Annotated in this window: 16 protein-coding genes and 1 tRNA gene; 10 read left to right on the top strand and 7 right to left on the bottom strand. The window is 68.8% G+C overall.

Annotation, left to right across the window (positions count from 1 at the left end; all coding sequences use genetic code 11):
• Positions 1-51: 51 nt before the first annotated feature.
• Positions 52-459 (top strand): rodlin, encoded by a 408-nt coding sequence (locus OHA58_RS16140; RefSeq protein WP_405479386.1) that lies wholly within the window; start codon positions 52-54, stop codon positions 457-459.
• Between the two features lie 85 nt (positions 460-544).
• On the opposite strand, the gene OHA58_RS16135 is transcribed toward OHA58_RS16140, so the two are convergent.
• Positions 545-820 (bottom strand): hypothetical protein, encoded by a 276-nt coding sequence (locus tag OHA58_RS16135; RefSeq protein WP_405479384.1) that lies wholly within the window; start codon positions 818-820, stop codon positions 545-547.
• A 182-nt stretch (positions 821-1,002) separates the two neighbouring features.
• On the opposite strand from OHA58_RS16135, the gene OHA58_RS16130 reads away from it, so the two are divergent.
• Positions 1,003-4,182 carry a BTAD domain-containing putative transcriptional regulator gene (locus OHA58_RS16130; RefSeq protein WP_405479382.1) on the top strand — a complete coding sequence of 1,060 codons (3,180 nt, stop codon included), beginning with the start codon at positions 1,003-1,005 and terminating at the stop codon, positions 4,180-4,182.
• 102 nt (positions 4,183-4,284) lie between these two features.
• On the opposite strand, the gene OHA58_RS16125 is transcribed toward OHA58_RS16130, so the two are convergent.
• Positions 4,285-5,130 (bottom strand): ABC transporter permease, encoded by an 846-nt coding sequence (locus OHA58_RS16125; RefSeq protein ID WP_405479380.1) that lies wholly within the window; start codon positions 5,128-5,130, stop codon positions 4,285-4,287.
• The gene (locus OHA58_RS16120; protein ID WP_405479378.1) at positions 5,127-6,122 is read right to left on the bottom strand and encodes an ATP-binding cassette domain-containing protein; all 996 of its coding nucleotides are present in this window, start codon (positions 6,120-6,122) and stop codon (positions 5,127-5,129) included. Before OHA58_RS16120 ends, OHA58_RS16125 begins: the two co-directional genes overlap by 4 nt.
• Positions 6,123-6,403: 281 nt before the next feature.
• On the opposite strand from OHA58_RS16120, the gene OHA58_RS16115 reads away from it, so the two are divergent.
• Together OHA58_RS16115 and OHA58_RS16110 are read left to right on the top strand one after the other, a co-directional pair.
• The gene (locus OHA58_RS16115) at positions 6,404-6,835 is read left to right on the top strand and encodes a hypothetical protein (RefSeq protein WP_405479376.1); all 432 of its coding nucleotides are present in this window, start codon (positions 6,404-6,406) and stop codon (positions 6,833-6,835) included.
• 119 nt (positions 6,836-6,954) lie between these two features.
• The gene (locus OHA58_RS16110) at positions 6,955-7,521 is read left to right on the top strand and encodes a flavoprotein (protein ID WP_405479375.1); all 567 of its coding nucleotides are present in this window, start codon (positions 6,955-6,957) and stop codon (positions 7,519-7,521) included.
• Positions 7,522-7,561: 40 nt separating this feature from the next.
• Here OHA58_RS16110 and OHA58_RS16105 read toward each other — a convergent pair whose 3' ends face one another.
• Both OHA58_RS16105 and OHA58_RS16100 read right to left on the bottom strand, forming a co-directional pair.
• Positions 7,562-7,702 (bottom strand): hypothetical protein, encoded by a 141-nt coding sequence (locus tag OHA58_RS16105; protein ID WP_405479374.1) that lies wholly within the window; start codon positions 7,700-7,702, stop codon positions 7,562-7,564.
• Positions 7,687-7,887, bottom strand: coding sequence for a hypothetical protein (locus tag OHA58_RS16100; RefSeq protein ID WP_405479373.1), 201 nt, complete (start codon positions 7,885-7,887; stop codon positions 7,687-7,689). Before OHA58_RS16100 ends, OHA58_RS16105 begins: the two co-directional genes overlap by 16 nt.
• A gap of 1,001 nt (positions 7,888-8,888) precedes the next feature.
• On the opposite strand from OHA58_RS16100, the gene OHA58_RS16095 reads away from it, so the two are divergent.
• The 5 genes from OHA58_RS16095 (at position 8,889) to OHA58_RS16075 (ending at position 13,082) form a co-directional block, all read left to right on the top strand.
• Positions 8,889-9,431 (top strand): hypothetical protein, encoded by a 543-nt coding sequence (locus tag OHA58_RS16095; protein WP_405479372.1) that lies wholly within the window; start codon positions 8,889-8,891, stop codon positions 9,429-9,431.
• A 746-nt stretch (positions 9,432-10,177) separates the two neighbouring features.
• A complete protein-coding gene (locus OHA58_RS16090) occupies positions 10,178-11,251 on the top strand; it encodes a cell surface protein (RefSeq protein WP_405479371.1) in 1,074 nt (357 codons plus the stop codon).
• A gap of 375 nt (positions 11,252-11,626) precedes the next feature.
• Complete coding sequence (locus OHA58_RS16085) at positions 11,627-12,190, top strand: hypothetical protein (RefSeq protein WP_405479369.1); 564 nt, start codon at positions 11,627-11,629, stop codon at positions 12,188-12,190.
• The gene (locus OHA58_RS16080; RefSeq protein ID WP_405479367.1) at positions 12,168-12,545 is read left to right on the top strand and encodes a hypothetical protein; all 378 of its coding nucleotides are present in this window, start codon (positions 12,168-12,170) and stop codon (positions 12,543-12,545) included. Before OHA58_RS16085 ends, OHA58_RS16080 begins: the two co-directional genes overlap by 23 nt.
• Positions 12,546-12,893: 348 nt before the next feature.
• Complete coding sequence (locus OHA58_RS16075) at positions 12,894-13,082, top strand: hypothetical protein (RefSeq protein ID WP_405479366.1); 189 nt, start codon at positions 12,894-12,896, stop codon at positions 13,080-13,082.
• A gap of 118 nt (positions 13,083-13,200) precedes the next feature.
• Here OHA58_RS16075 and OHA58_RS16070 read toward each other — a convergent pair.
• Positions 13,201-13,274 (bottom strand) — tRNA-Pro (locus tag OHA58_RS16070).
• A gap of 91 nt (positions 13,275-13,365) precedes the next feature.
• Entirely contained in the window at positions 13,366-14,304 is a 939-nt protein-coding gene (locus tag OHA58_RS16065) for a metallophosphoesterase (RefSeq protein ID WP_405479365.1), read from the bottom strand.
• Positions 14,305-14,380: 76 nt separating this feature from the next.
• On the opposite strand from OHA58_RS16065, the gene OHA58_RS16060 reads away from it, so the two are divergent.
• Positions 14,381-14,845, top strand: coding sequence for a GatB/YqeY domain-containing protein (locus OHA58_RS16060; protein WP_405479363.1), 465 nt, complete (start codon positions 14,381-14,383; stop codon positions 14,843-14,845).
• The last annotated feature ends 52 nt before the right edge of the window (positions 14,846-14,897 follow it).

Genomic DNA, 14,897 nt, shown 5'->3' with positions numbered 1-14,897 from the left:
TGATGACCATGCGGCTCCGTGACCGGAGCCCGCCGATTGAAGGGATTCACCATGAAGAAGCTGTGGGCAACCGCGGCCATCGCTGCCTCCGTCGCTGGTATGTCGGCAGTCGCCGCCCCCCAGGCCCTCGCCTTCGGGGACGACACGGGCACCACGTCGAACAGCGGCAACAACGCCCAGCAGGCGTTCGGCAACTCCTCGACGGAAGGTGACATGAGCCCGCAGCTCGGGCTCGTCCAGGGCTCGCTGAACAAGCCCTGCGTCGGCCTGCCGGTCAAGGGCGACGTCGGTTCGCTGGTCGGCGTCGTGCCGATCTCCGTGCAGGACATCCCGGTCCTGTCGGCTCCGCAGAACCAGCAGTGTGTCGAGAACTCCACGCAGGCCAAGGGCGACGAGCCGCTCTCGCACATCCTGAACGACATCCCGGTCCTCGCGGGCAACGGCACCAGCAACAGCTAGTAGCCGCGAAAGCGGGGGCAACCGGTGTCCGGTTGCCCCCGCTTTTCCGTGCCCGTTCTTCGCTGTCCGGCAGCCGTCCGGTTCCCTAGCTGACCGAGGGGAGGAGTCCCGTCACCGGGGCCACCAGGTCGGTGACCTGGTGCAGTTCGTTCAGCCGGTTCAGGCCGCCGAGCTGCTCGTTCACCGTGGGGATCTCGGCCTTGTGCTCGGCCGGAACGGCGCTGGTGGCGATGTCGTCGAGGCTGATCGGCTTCATGCCGCCGAGGGGACCGACGGGAGCGGCCTCGGCCGCGGGCATGGCGAGAGCGGAGGCGCCGGCGGCCAGAGCGACCGCGGCGAGAACACGTCGTGTGGAGATCATGCCTACAGCAACGGCCGACGGACGCCGGGGGAAACGGGCGCGACGGCCCGCCCACCCGAGAGGCGTACCGAAGTCGTACGGAATCGCCCGTCCTGGGGCGGGCGCGGGGCGCGTGGTAGATCTGTACGCCACCGGCCTCTCCGCACGCGGGCCAGGGGCGGGACATGGGGGAGGCGGGACTTGTGCGAGTCGCTCTGCTGGGTTCGGTGCAGGCCTGCGCGGCCGAAGGCGCGGCGCCGGTCGACATAGGGGGAGCCAGGCTGCGGATGCTGCTCGCCCGGCTGGCCGTCGAGGCCGGGCGTCCGGTGTCCGTCGACGCGCTCGTGGACGGCCTGTGGGGCGAGCGGCCCCCGGCGGACGCGGCCAACGCCCTTCAGGCGCTGGTGTCCCGGCTGCGCAAGGCGCTGCGCGGGGCCGGGACCGTGGACTCCGTGCCCGGGGGATACCGGCTGGCCGTCGAGGCCGGGGACGTGGACGCGTACCGGTTCGAGCAGCTAGCCGGGCGGGGCAGGCGGGAACTGGCCGCCGGGCGGGCCGAGGAGGCGGCGTCGGTGCTCGGGACCGCGCTGGCGCTGTGGCGGGGCGCCGCCCTGGCGGACGTACTGGAGGCGCCGTTCGCGCGGGGGTTCGCCTCGCGGATGGACGAGGTGCGGGCCGCGGCCACCGAGGACCGGTTCGACGCGGAGCTGCGGCTCGGGCGGCATGCCGATGTGCTCGCCGACCTCGAAGTGGCGGGCGGGGAACGGCCGTTGAGCGAACGGCTGGCCGGGCTGCGGATGCGGGCGCTGGCCGCTGCGGGCCGCCAGTCCGACGCGCTCGCTGTGTACGAGGAGACACGCGGCAGGCTCGGCGAGGAACTCGGCGTCGATCCGTCGGCGGAGCTGCGCGAGATCCATCTGGCGTTGTTGCGGGGCGAGTTGGAGCCGCCCGTTGCCCGGCCCGAGGCCGCGCCGAGCAGGATTCCCGCGCCGCTCACCAGTTTCGTGGGCCGGGACGGCGAGCTCGAAGGGCTGGCCGCGCAGCTCACCGGGTCCCGTCTCGTCACGCTCGTCGGACCCGGCGGCGCCGGGAAGACCAGGCTGGCCGTGGAGGCGGTGACCCGGCAGGAGGCGTACCGGCGCGGGCGGGCCTGGTTCGTGCCGCTCGCCGGCGTCGGCACACCCGACCAGCTCGGCGACGCCGTACTCGGCGCGCTCGGCTCCTGGGACCTCCATGTGTCCGACGTAGTGTCCGACGTACGGCAGGCGCAGAAGAGCACACCGGCGGGCCGGGTGGCCGAGCTGATCGGGGCCGGTGAGGCGCTGCTCGTCCTCGACAACTGCGAGCATCTCGTCGAGGCCGCCGCCGAGTTCGCGTACGCGCTCCTCGAGGAGCTGCCGCAGCTGCGGATCCTCGCCACCAGCAGGGAAGCCCTCGCCGTCACGGGCGAGGCGCTGTGCCACCTCGGGCCGCTCGACGTGCCCGCGGGGACACCGGATCCCGCCGAGGCGGCGGGCGCCGCCGCGGTGCGCCTCTTCGTCGACAGGGCCACCGGGATCCGGCCCGGATTCACCCTCGACGGCTCCACCGTGGACGCCGTCGTGGAGATCTGCCGCCGGCTCGACGGGATGCCGCTCGCACTGGAGCTGGCCGCCGCCAAGCTCCGCTCGATGGGCGTCGACCAGATCGCGCGGCGCCTCGACGACCGGTTCCGGCTGCTGACGTCCGGGAGCAGGGCCGCACTGCCGCGCCAGCGCACGCTGCTCGCGCTGGTCGAGTGGAGCTGGGACCTTCTGGAGGAGCCCGAACGCGTACTGGCCCGCAGGCTGTCCGTGTTCCCCGGCGGTGCGACGCTCGCCGCGCTGGAGGCCGTGTGCGCGGACGAGGTCCTGCCCGTGGACGACGTCCTCTACGTGGTCGGCTCGCTCGTCGAGAAGTCCCTCGTCGAGGCGTCGGGCGATGACGAGCCGCGCTACCGGATGCTGGAGACCGTACGGGCGTATGCGGCCACGCGGCTCGATGAGGGCGGGGACGGCTGTGGTGTGCGGGAGCGGTTCGGCGACTGCTTTCTGGCGCTCGCCGAGGAGCATGAACCCGCGCTGCGTACGCGTGAACAGCTGCGTTCCATCGCGGTGTTCGACGCCGAGCACGACAACCTGACCGCGGCGCTGCGGGTGGCCGTCGAGCGGGGCGACGCGGCCACGGCGGCCCGCTTCGTCGGCGCCCTGTTCTGGTACTGGGGGATCAGGGGGATGAGCAGCCAGTTCGAGACGGCCGTCGCCGACGTCCTCCGGTTCGGCGACGAGCTGCCCGGCCAGACGCGGGCCGCACTCGGCGTCGTACAGCTCATGGCGGGCAGCTCCCTCGCCCCGGACGTCCCCGTACGGCCCCTCATCGAGGCGTGCGAACCGGTCGGAGCACTCGACTTCCATCCCTCGCTGCTGCTGTGGATCCCGCTCCTCGCGTTCTCGTCGGGCAACGACGACCTGGGGGAACGCCTGCTGCGGCAGTCGCTCGACCGGCCGGATCCCTGGGTGCGGGCCAGCGCGCACTGGGCGCGGGACTTCGTCCACACCGAGCGCGGTGACCTGCGGGCGGGGGCGGACTCGCGGGCGGAGGCGCTGCGTGGCTTCGAGGCGGTGGGCGACCGGTGGGGCCTCGGGCTCGCGCTGCTCGCCGTGGGCCGGGACCACTCGCTGCGAGGCGAACACGCGGCGGCCATCGCGGCGTTCGAGCGCGGGGTCGCGATCTCCTCCGAACTCGGCTCGGAGGACGACCTCTTCCACAGCCGCGCCCGCCTCACCGCGGAACGGATGCGCAGCGGCGACCTGGACGGTGCCCTGCGCGACCTCCACGCCGCGCGCCGGCAGGCCAAGGACCGGGGCTACCGGCGCATGGAGGCCGAGCTCCTGTTCGGCCTCGCCGAATGGCACCGCCGCTCGGGCGACGTACCGGAGGCCGGCCGTACCCTCGACCAGCTCGAAGCTCTCGTCCACCGGTTGCCGCTCCCCGAGGAGACGGCCCTCGACCTGATCGCGGCCTCCCGGATGGCGAACGCGCTCGCGGAGGGCGCGGCCACGCGGGCGCGCGAGCTGCTGCCGAGGGCGGTGGGCGGCCTGCTCGCCCGGTTCGAGGTCGCGGAGATCGCCCGCGCGGCCGAACTTCTGTCCCAGCTCCTGCTGTTGGAGGACGAACCGGTGGGCGCGGCCACCGCGCTCGGTATGAGTGCGGCGATCCGGGGTGCCTTCGACGAGGGCGAGCCGGAGCTGCGGGATCTAACGGCCCGGCTCGTGGGGCGGCTGGGGGAGGGGGCGTTCCGGGAGGCGTATGAGGTGGGGGCCGGCCTGTCTCGGGAGGAGGCGCTGGGGCGGCTCGGGGGGTGACGGGGGTCGGGGCGCGTGAAAGCGGCCGACCGGGGAGTCCGGTCGGCCGCTGTCGGTGTGGCTGGGGGCTGCGGGTGTTCCTCTTCCGGTACGTGGCCGGGTTCAGGCGGCGTGCCTGCGGTAGGCGCGAAGGGCCAGCGGGAAGAACACCGCGACCACGCCGGCCATCCAGCCGAGGCTGCCGAGGAGCGGGCCCGCGACCTCTCCGCCGTTCAGCAGGCCGCGCAGCGCACCCGCCATCAGGCTCACCGGGTTGATGTCCGACCAGGCCCGCAGCCAGCCCGGCATCGTGCCCGACGGTACGAACACGTTGCTGGCGAAGGTGAGCGGGATGACCAGCACCGTCATCAGGCCCTGCACCGAACCCGGCGTCTTGACCAGCATGCCGACGTACACCGACATCCAGCAGAAGCACAGTCCGAACGCGATCAGCAGGGCGAACGCGGCGAGCGCCGCGGCCGGGCCGGTCTCCACCCGGTAGCCCATCACCGTAGCCAGGGCGAAGAGGGTGACGAGGCAGACGACGTAGCGCACGACATCGGCGAGCACGGCGCCGACGAGCGGTGCGGAGCGGGCGATCGGCATGCTGCGGAAGCGGTCGAAGACGCCCGTACTCGCGTCGGCGTTGAGGGAGACACCCACGACGACGCAGGCCTGGAAGATCGTCATCACCATGATGCCGGGCGTGATCGTGCGGAGGTATCCGTCGACGTCACCGCCGCCGATGGCACCGCCGAAGAGGTAGACGAACATCAGCAGGAAGACGATCGGCGTCAGGATCACGTCCACGAGCTGTGCCGGGGCCTTGCGGATTTTCACGATGCCGCGCCAGGCGAGGGAGAGGCCGTGCCGGGCGGCCAGGGCGGGGCCGATGCGGAGGGGGGACACGTCGGCCGGGGGCGCCGCGCAGGTGGTGGTGCCGGGGCGGGTGCTCACGCTCGTGCTCATGCCGCGTTCCTCTCGGGAAGGGTGTTCTGAGTGCTCTCGTCTGAGGGGGTGATCGGTGTCGTGCCCTGGCCGGTCAGGGCGAGGAAGACCTCGTCCAGGCTGGGCAGGCGCAGGCCCAGTTCGTCGGCCGCGATCCCGGCACCGTCGAGCCGGCGGACGAGCGCGGACACGAGCATCGGATCGGCGACCGGCACGGTGAGCAGGCCGGTGTTCGCGTCGTGCACGGGGGCGGTGCCGGTCAACTCGGCCAGGATCCGGCCGACTTGGCCGAGATCGGCGAGCACGGTCGGGCGGACCTGGAGCGTCTGGCCGCCGACCCGCCGCTTCAGCTCGTCCGGCCGGCCCTCGGCGACGACGCGGCCGTGGTCGAACACGGTGATGCCGTCGGCGAGTTGATCGGCCTCCTCCAGGTACTGCGTGGTGAGCAGCACGGTGGCGCCGTCCGCGACGAGCCGCCGCACCACGCCCCAGACCTCCTGGCGGGCGTGCGGGTCGAGGCCGGTGGTCGGCTCGTCCAGATACAGCACCTGCGGCCGGCCGGCGAGGCTCGCCGCGAGGTCCAGCCTGCGGCGCATGCCTCCCGAGAAGGTGCTGATGGGGCGGGTGGCGGCGTCGGTGAGCTCGAACTGCTCCAGCAACTCGGCGGCCCGCGCCCTGGCGTCCCGCCGCGAAAGACCGAGCAGCCGCCCGAGCAGTACGAGGTTCTCGACGCCGGACAGACCCTCGTCCACAGAGGCGTACTGGCCTGTGAGCCCGATCAGCCCCCGCACCCGTACGGGGTCCTTCACCACGTCGAACCCGCCGACCGTGGCGCGCCCGGCGTCGGGCCGCATCAGCGTGGACAGGATCCGCACGGTGGTGGTCTTGCCGGCGCCGTTCGGCCCGAGGACGCCGATCACCTTCCCGGCGGGCACCTCCAGGTCGACCCCGTCCAGCGCGACCATGTCCCCGTACCGCTTGACGAGCCCTTCGGCCCGGATGGCGTATGACATCGCTTCTCCCTTTCCCGTCCGTCTTGCTGTCGGTTTCGCTGTCTGTTTCGCTGTGGGTTTCGCTGTGGTTCCGCGTCGTCGTTCTCGGTGACTACGACGATGCCGAGAGCCGCTGACAGACGGCGGACGGGAGGCTGACGGCCCCTGACAGCACCTGACAGGGGCCGATGGGGAGGGACTTCAGGGGGACGGGCGGGTGCCGGTCGTACTCGGCCTGTACTCGGCCACAGCTGAGTACCAGCGCTCTGGTCGGTCATGGAGTGAGCCGGAACCCTGGACCCATGGACACGAATGAGCGACTGCCGAAGCGAACGTTCCACCTGCTGGCGACCATCGCACTGGCCGGGGTGGCACTGGCGGCGTGGGCCGGCTGGCTGGGCTGGGACCAGCAGCGTGACGTGCACCCCGACGGCTCGACGACCGGCCCGTACGAGGCGTGGCAGGTGATCGGCCTCGTACTGACCCTGCTGCCACCGGTGTACTGGGCGGCATCCCGGCGCTACGCCACAGCCGCGGTGCTCGGCCCGACGGCCGGTCTCACGGTGGCCGCCTACGTGGACTGGTCGGACGACGCGAGCGGCCTCTTCGTGATCGGCGTGGGCCTCGTCATGGTGGGGAGCCTGGTCGTGACCTCGGCGCTCTCCGCGGTGATCACTGCGCTGACGGGACATGGCCCGGGGCGGCCGGGCGGTCGCCGCTGGTCAGCGTGCTGATCTCGTCCCGACCCGCGCCGTAGCCGACGGCATGCACGCAGCAATGGTCCAAGCCACCAGGCCCACCCCCGTACGCTGCCCGAACGGCACCGCTTCAGCTGCGAACGGGGAGGCCCCAAGTGAGTGACCATGCAAACCAGCCGGCCCAGCAGCCCAAGAACCCTTTCCTGTACGTCGTTGTCTGCGCGTCCGGCATAGCGGGCGAGGTCGGCAAGCTGATCACGGCGGCCCAGGAGGCGAACTGGGACGTGGGCGTCGTCGCCACCCCGCAGGGCCTCGGCTTCATGGACGCCGAGGCGGTCGAGGCCCAGACCGGCTACCCCATACGTTCGGCCTGGCGCGCACCCGGTGACCCGCGCCCGCTGCCGCCCGCCGACGCGATCGCGGTCGCGCCGGCCACCTTCAACACGATCAACAAGTGGGCGGCCGGCATCTCCGACACCCTGGCGCTGGGCATCCTGTGCGAGGCGTACGGCTTCGGCATTCCCACCGCCGTCCTGCCGTACCTCAACGCCGCCCAGGCCGCCCACCCCGCGTACCGCCAGAGCCTGGACCGGTTGCGCGACATGGGCATCCTGATCGGCACGCAGGAACCTCACCGGCAGAAAGCCGACGGAGGGGCCGCCCTCTTCCGCTGGGAGGAGGCGCTGGAACTGCTCACCCCCAGACGACCCGCCGGGCAGTGACCGGCGCAGCCGCGCAACGACGGGGGCGGGACCGCGAACTTCACCGGGAGGCGCCGAGCTCGGCCCGTAGCCGAGCGCACACCGCTTCGACGGCTGCCTCGCTCGGCACCCGATCGGCCTCGAACATGGCCAACTGCAGGACCGGCCCATAGGCGTTGTACCTGGTCATGTCGATCGGCACGCGGGCTGCACCACGAAGTGAAGGTGGCCGGGAACAGCGTCGGCGTGTGACCACAGGCAGACATAGACCTGTTCAGGGTTCATGGCGGCGGTCACCGCTGCGCTCGTTCGCTGGAGCAGGGGGCCCAGCTCTGCGGATTCACTGACGGTCAGGTCGGACACATGCAGGACGTGCCTGATCGGCATGACCGCCAGCGTGCCCAGGCCCAGAGGGCCCTTCGAATGCTGCACGACCCAGTTCGCCGTCCTGAGAAGCGTCCCACCCGGAAGCGGCTCGTCCCCGTGGACGCACCTGCATGCCGTGCACGCGATACCTGTCATCTGCCCGCCTCCCCGCGGCCGTTGGGGCCCGCACTGTACCCAGAGGCCGGCCGGCTACGGCGGGCCGCGGAACTGCGCTTGGCCGTCTTCGCCGGTTGCCGTGGTCGCCCGTGTGTTCCCCGGCCTGTCGACCACGTGAGGGGCGTGGCTTTTCCACGCCCCCGCAGGCAGACCAGCCCTACCCTGCTAGGGCATCGACAAGTTCGGGGTACCTGTACGCCGGATCGTCTCCACAACGAGCACCGCATGCTCCCTGCGGGCCCAAAGCCGTATGGGTCCTGCAGGCGATTCACACTCGATCGCCTGCACGCCGATCCCGACCCGGAACAGGACCGCTTCCCCGGCCTCGGCCCGAGCAGCGGTCCGCCGCGCTCGCCGTGCCGCGAGCAGCGCCCCGATCACCATGCCGACGAAGACGCAGACCGCCGTATTCATGCGCGAAGCAAAACAGGCGGCCGACTGATCGCCATAGGGGTTGGGCGCGCCTCTGCCCTGGTGTTTCAGCTGTCGGGGTGGCGGGATTTGAACCCACGACCTCTTCGTCCCGAACGCGGTAGATCTACCAGAGGCTGACGGGTTGAGCGCCCGCTCAAGATGACGTGGAGCGGATAGGGAGTAGCGTTTACTACTGAGACCGCAACCCGGACGCGCCACATTGGCGAAGTCTTCTCGCGGTGGGCAGCGCGACTGCTGCTGCGGGGTTCGCGCGTGGAGCCGTACACGGCCGGCACGGCCGGTGGATGGCCACGGCGTGTCTCTCAATTTCCAAAGCGGTGACATTTCGACCGCGCGCCCTGTCCTACTGGTGTGCGCGGCCATCCATCTTGCGCTCGGGTGCGCGAGATGATGGAAAGGAGAAAGATCTCATGCGGGCACTTCGCGTGAAGCGCATCTTCGCGGTGACAGCCACCGGAATTCTGATGGCTGGTGGCGCCGCGATCGGCTCAGCCGGGACAGCCTCGGCCTCGGGCTCGAACCACCACGACTCCCGCTACTGGGATTGCTACAACCGTGGCTGGAACTGGCACTGGGACTGGAACGACGGCGTCTGCTGGTACAGCGGTCACAAGTACAGGCACTACGACTACGGCCGCGGCTACTACAACTACAACAACTACGGTCGCGGCTACTACAACAACTACAACTACAACGACTACGGTCGCGGTGGTTACGGTGGCGGTGGCTACGGCGGCGGTGACCACGGCGGTGGCTACGGTGGCGGTGACCACGGCGGTGGCTACGGCGGCGGCGGTGGCGGCTACGGCGGTGGCGGTGGCGGCTACGGCGGCGGGGGCGACGGCGGCGGTGGCGGCGGCTACGGCGGCGGCGGGGGTGGCGACGGCGGCGGTGGCGGCGGCTACGGCGGCGGCGGGGGTGGCGGCGGCGGTGGCGGTGGCGGCGGACGTTGACTGTCTGCCTGCCGCCCGGTCATCACACAGGGGGCAAGCCATGGACGAGATCTCTGCCCAGCGACGCGAGGCGACCGCTCGCGAGGCTTGATCAGAATCCCTTGGCCCCCTGTTTGGCCCCCGAGCACGTCAGAGGCCCATTCGCGATCAAGCGAATGGGCCTCTGGCCTGTGTCGGGGTGGCGGGATTTGAACCCACGACCTCTTCGTCCCGAATAAGGTCAGGGCAAGATCCAGCCCTCATCGTTGTGATATCTGTGCAGGTCAGGGCGTTGATATGAGTTGCTCTGCTGAAGTGCTCGGGAGGCGCTGGGAGAAGATCTTCTCCCAGATTTCTCCCAGCCGCCCGATCACCGGTTGATCGTCAAATTCCGATCATCGTGTCGGAATCGATCAGACTCCGCCGACCTTGCTTCGGCTGAGAACTTGCGGCTCGGCGCCGCTCGACGAGCGCTGGAGGCGTAGGCACGCGGTCATGCGCGCCTAGGAGCAGCGTTATCGGTCGTCTTTGGCGATCGCGTGGCGGAAGTGGTTCATGACCAGTGACCCACTGCGGCCTACTCACAGCGCCGAGGACTGGGCCGTCTGCAGAGTGGGCAACCCGTTCGGCCGGGCCTGCCTACTAGGTCATCGAAGCCGGCTCAAGCACGCTGCTACGAGCTGATCAATTGCAGCCGAGCACAGCTCAGCGGCCGTATCCGATCTCAGGCCTCTTGAATCACGAGACGTAGCAGCCAGGAGATGCCGATGCACATCACTCCGGACGAGTGCGCCACTCGCGCCCCGGAAAGACGCACGAACAGGAGTGCGAAGCAGACCCGTCACGGGCGACGCGTATGGCTGGTTGGGGCCCTGGCCGCACTGTGTACCGCACTGCTGCCCGGCGTCACCCCGCACGCCTCGGCAGCAGACGAGCACGCAGACCGGCACTGCTCCAACACCGCCTATGTGACCAACGCCGGCGACGACACCGTGTCGGTGATCGACTCCACCACCAACGCGGTCACGGCCACCATTCCCGTCGGCAACGACCCGTTCGGGGTGGCAGTGGACCCGCCCCGTGCCCGTGCCTACGTGACCAACACCAGCGACGGCACTGTGTCGGTGATCAACACCAGAAACAACCGGGTCGTCGGACGGCCCATTACCGTCGGCGGCGGACCGTTCGGGGTGGCGGTGGACTCGCCCCGTGCCCGCGCCTATGTGGTCAACTTCAACGTCGGCACTGTGTCGGTGATCAACACCAGAAACAACCGGGTGATCGCCACCATTACCGTCGGCACCAACCCCGAGCAGGTGGCGGTGGACCCGTCCCGTGCCCGCGCCTACGTGACCCACCCGAACGGCAACAACGTGTCGGTGATCGACACCAGCAACAACACGCTGCTCACCACCATTACCGTCGGCACCGGTCCGACCGGGGTGGCGGTGGAACCGTCCACTGCCCGTGCCTACGTGGCCAACGGCGTCGACAACAACGTGTCGGTGATCGACATCAACAACGATGCCAACACGGTCATCGCCACCATCCCCGTCGGCACCGGTCCGACCGGGGTGGCGGTGGACCCGTCCACTGACCGCGCCTACGTGACCAACTTCACCGACAACAACGTGTCGGTGATCGACACCAGCAACAACACGGAGATCCTGCCCCGCATCACCGTCGGCGACGGCCCGATCAGGGTGGCGGTAGATCCGCCCCGCGACCGCGCCTACGTGACCAACTTCAACGTCAACACCGTGTCGATGATCGACACCACCAACAACGCGGTCACCCCCATCACCGTCGGCAACAACCCGCTCGGGGTCGCTGCCTTCTGACACCGCAGCAAAATCCAGTACGAATCGCGCCCAGCAGAGCCCGAAGGCTCTGCTGGGCGCGCATTGGTGCGTCGTGATAACGGCAACGACGGCACATCCGCAGGCGAGCAGAGTTGACAGCAACGCCTGACACCAACAGCGCCATCTGCTGTCACAAAGACGCCGCGGTGGGGCGTACTCCAGCCGCTACAACCGCGCAGCCGACGACCAACGGGCACCGCAGGCACCGCAGGCACCGCGGACGCTCCGGCGGTCGGCCTCCGACCTTCGACAAGGCCGCCCAGTACCACAGCAATGCCCCATGTCCGACGACTCGCCAGATAGTGCAGTGTGCAAGCAAGGTCTCAACTTGGCCACAACACCTGACATTTGACAGTGATCTTTCTGGTGGCCTTGCTTAAATCACCTGACAGCTTATCTGCCCGCGGCCGTAACCCGCACGTATTCCCTCGGGGCGAAACATTGATTTCCGCAGAGAGCTATATTGGGTCCAGCGACTTCTGGAACACGGTAATTACGGTATTCGTTACCGTTGTTGCGGCACTTCTGGCCGCTTGGGCGACGTTGCGTAGCGTGAACCCGAGGCGTCGTCTAGTGTGGCGTCAACATGTTAACAGTAATCTATTTCGGGATGCTGGTGCGGCGACGGCAATCGGTGTGAGCTACGGCCAAAGTGTTGTGAGTGAACCGAGGCTTGTGGAGCTGCTCGTCAAGAATGCGGGGCGCCGGGACTTGCAGAGTTCCGATTTTGTAAACGCCGATAATTCGCTGGTATTTGATTTTGGCGTTCCCGTGGTCGCTGTATTGAATTCCGCAGTTCAGCCGCCTACTGCTGCTCCTTCCGTAACGTCGCACACTGGAAGCGAGCTGCGAATCCATCCTGGGCTGATCGCAAAAAGGCCAGATGATAACGTTCTTGGTATTGGTGGAGGGGCCTGAGCAGGACGTCAAGCCTAAAGTTGCTTCGATCCTTGAAACTCCTGTGAAGGAAGGTAGTCAGGCGGATTTTGAAACAACCACAAGGCGTCTGTTTCGCGTGGGGCAAGTGGTTCTGCCGATAGTGGCTGCCATATTGGTAGGTTACGTTACAATTTCTGTCAGCAATGCGCTTGATGAGGCCGGTGACTTGCTTCGAGACAATTCGAAGAGTTTTCAGGATGCGTCAGATGCGGTGAAGGAGGCGAGTCATGAATTGACCCACTTGAGGAATTGCCGTTATTGGTATTTGCACGACCCGAAGCGTGCGAAGAGAGAGTGCCCGGAAATTACGGCTCCTGCGCCGGATAATAAGTGACTCCCAGCCTTCCGGACTGGGAGTTTATTCCGTACTCGACTTTATCGCGTGGAAAGCTGATTGCTGTTCTTGGTTATCCTCATCGAGGCATGAAACCGGGCTTCTGTTCTGCCAGCGAGTGAAGCCGAGCGAGGTAGTCTTGTGCTGCTGGCTCGGAGTTGTACAGGCGCCTCATTTCGGCAGCGAGTTCACGGTTGGTCATGATGAGTGATGGCACCGATTGACGGTCGCCTTCGAGAGCGCGGGCCCCATCGTGAGCGCCTGCTCCAAGTCGCCCTCCCGCGCTGCCGTCACTCCCAGCGTGACGCGGGCCTCAGCGTTACGCATCGGCGAGCGCTCGCGCCCAGCATGGGACACATCGACGGATCGGTGCAGGCGCGCTACTCGCACATCACTCGGGAGATGCGCGACGACCTGGTGGCCAACCTCACCGGGGAGTGGGAGGCGGCGCTCGATGCGCGACTAGCGATGTGCCCCACGTCTCCGGTGGCCGTGCTCAACGACCTCTTGCGGGAGCGTCTGAGAGCGCGTCGGTAGGCCCTGTCGGGGAGTGGAATTCCAAGATCTTCTCCCAGATTTCTCCCAAGAGGCCCCGGAAACCACTCAGAGGCCCGACCCGCTAAGCGGATCAGGCCCCTGACCTGGTACTTCACTGTCGGGGTGGCGGGATTTGAACCCACGACCTCTTCGTCCCGAACGAAGCGCGCTGCCAAGCTGCGCTACACCCCGATGTCGTTGCTCCACTGTCCTGCGGTTCCGCAGGTCGTGGCGACATCGATTACTTTAGCGGACCGGCGGCCGTAGACGAAATCCGGTTTTCTCAGGGCCTGGGGGTCAGGGTCAGGAGGGTCGCCTCCGGAGGGCAGGCGAAGCGGACCGGGGTGTACCGGTTGGCGCCGCAGCCGGCTGAGACGTGCAGGTAGGAGCGGTGGCCTTCGGCCTCGTGGGTCGACAGGCCCTTCACACGGTCCGTGTCCAGGTCGCAGTTGGTGACCAGCGCCCCGTAGAAGGGGATGCAGAGCTGGCCGCCGTGGGTGTGCCCCGCCAGTACCAGCGGGTAGCCGTCCGCGGTGAACGCGTCCAGGGCCCGCAGGTACGGCGCGTGCACGATGCCCATCGAGAAGTCGGCGCCCGAGTCCGGGCCGCCCGCCACGTGCGCGTACCGGTCGCGCTTGATGTGCGGGTCGTCCAGGCCCGTGAACCCGATCTCCAGGCCCTCGATCTTGAGGGCGCCCCGCGTATTGGTGAGGTTCAGCCAGCCCGCCCCGTCGAAGCCGTCGCGCAGGTCTTCCCACGGGTTGTGGACGACGCCGACCGCGGGGGCGTTGCCGTTGAGGCCGTGGGCGCCGCGGGCCTTCTCGAAGAGATAGCGGGCCGGGTTTTTGAGCTTGGGGCCGTAGTAGTCGTTCGAGCCGAAGACGTACGCCCCCGGGAAGTCCATCAGCGGGCCCAGCGCGTCCAGGACCTCCGGCACGCCCTCCGGGTCGGACAGGTTGTCGCCCGTGTTGATCACGAAGTCGGGGCGCAGACCGGCCAGGGAGCGCAGCCAGCGCTGCTTCTTGCGCTGGCCGCCGACCATGTGGATGTCGGACACCTGGAGGACGCGCAGCGGGCGCATCCCCGCGGGAAGCACCGGGACCGTGACCCGTCGGAGGCGGAACGAACGGGCTTCGAACCCCGCCGCGTAGATCAGTCCGGCGGCGCCCGCCGCCGTGATGCCTGCTGTCACTTTCAGGGGAATCCCGTATCGCGCGCGCATACGCCCATCGTGTCAGACCCGGCAGGTCCCGGAAATCAAGGGGCGTAGGGCATTGCGTACCTGCGACAATCGCGGCATGACCACGCTCAAGTCGAAGCTGCAGGAAGACCTCACCGCCGCGATCCGGGGGCGTAACGAGCTGCGCTCCTCGACGCTCCGGCTCACCCTCTCCGCCATCACGAAGGAGGAGGTCGCGGGCAAGACGGCGCGCGAGCTCTCCGACGACGAGGTGCAGAAGGTGATCACCCGCGAGGCGAAGAAGCGCCGCGAGGCCGCCGAGGCGTTCGCGCAGGGCGGCCGCACCGAGCAGGCCGAGCGGGAGAAGGCGGAGGGTGAGGTGCTCGCCGAGTACCTGCCCAAGCAGCTCTCCGACGACGAGCTGCACCAGATCGTCGCCCAGGCGGTCGGGGAGGCGAAGGCGGCCGGCGCCGAGGGGCCGCGCGCCATGGGCCAGGTCATGAAGATCGTGAACCCGAAGGTCGCGGGCCTCGCGGAGGGCGGCCGTGTGGCCGCCGTCGTGAAGCAGCTGCTCGCCGGCTGAGCGGGCCGGCCCTGCGGGGCGTCGCCGCGCTCACCCCTCACCACACATACGC

It is taken from the genome of Streptomyces sp. NBC_00009 (genome assembly GCF_045040855.1).
Classification (GTDB): domain Bacteria; phylum Actinomycetota; class Actinomycetes; order Streptomycetales; family Streptomycetaceae; genus Streptomyces; species Streptomyces aureus.
Note: the sequence above shows the minus strand (reverse complement) of the source record. Positions and strands in the feature narration are given on the sequence as shown.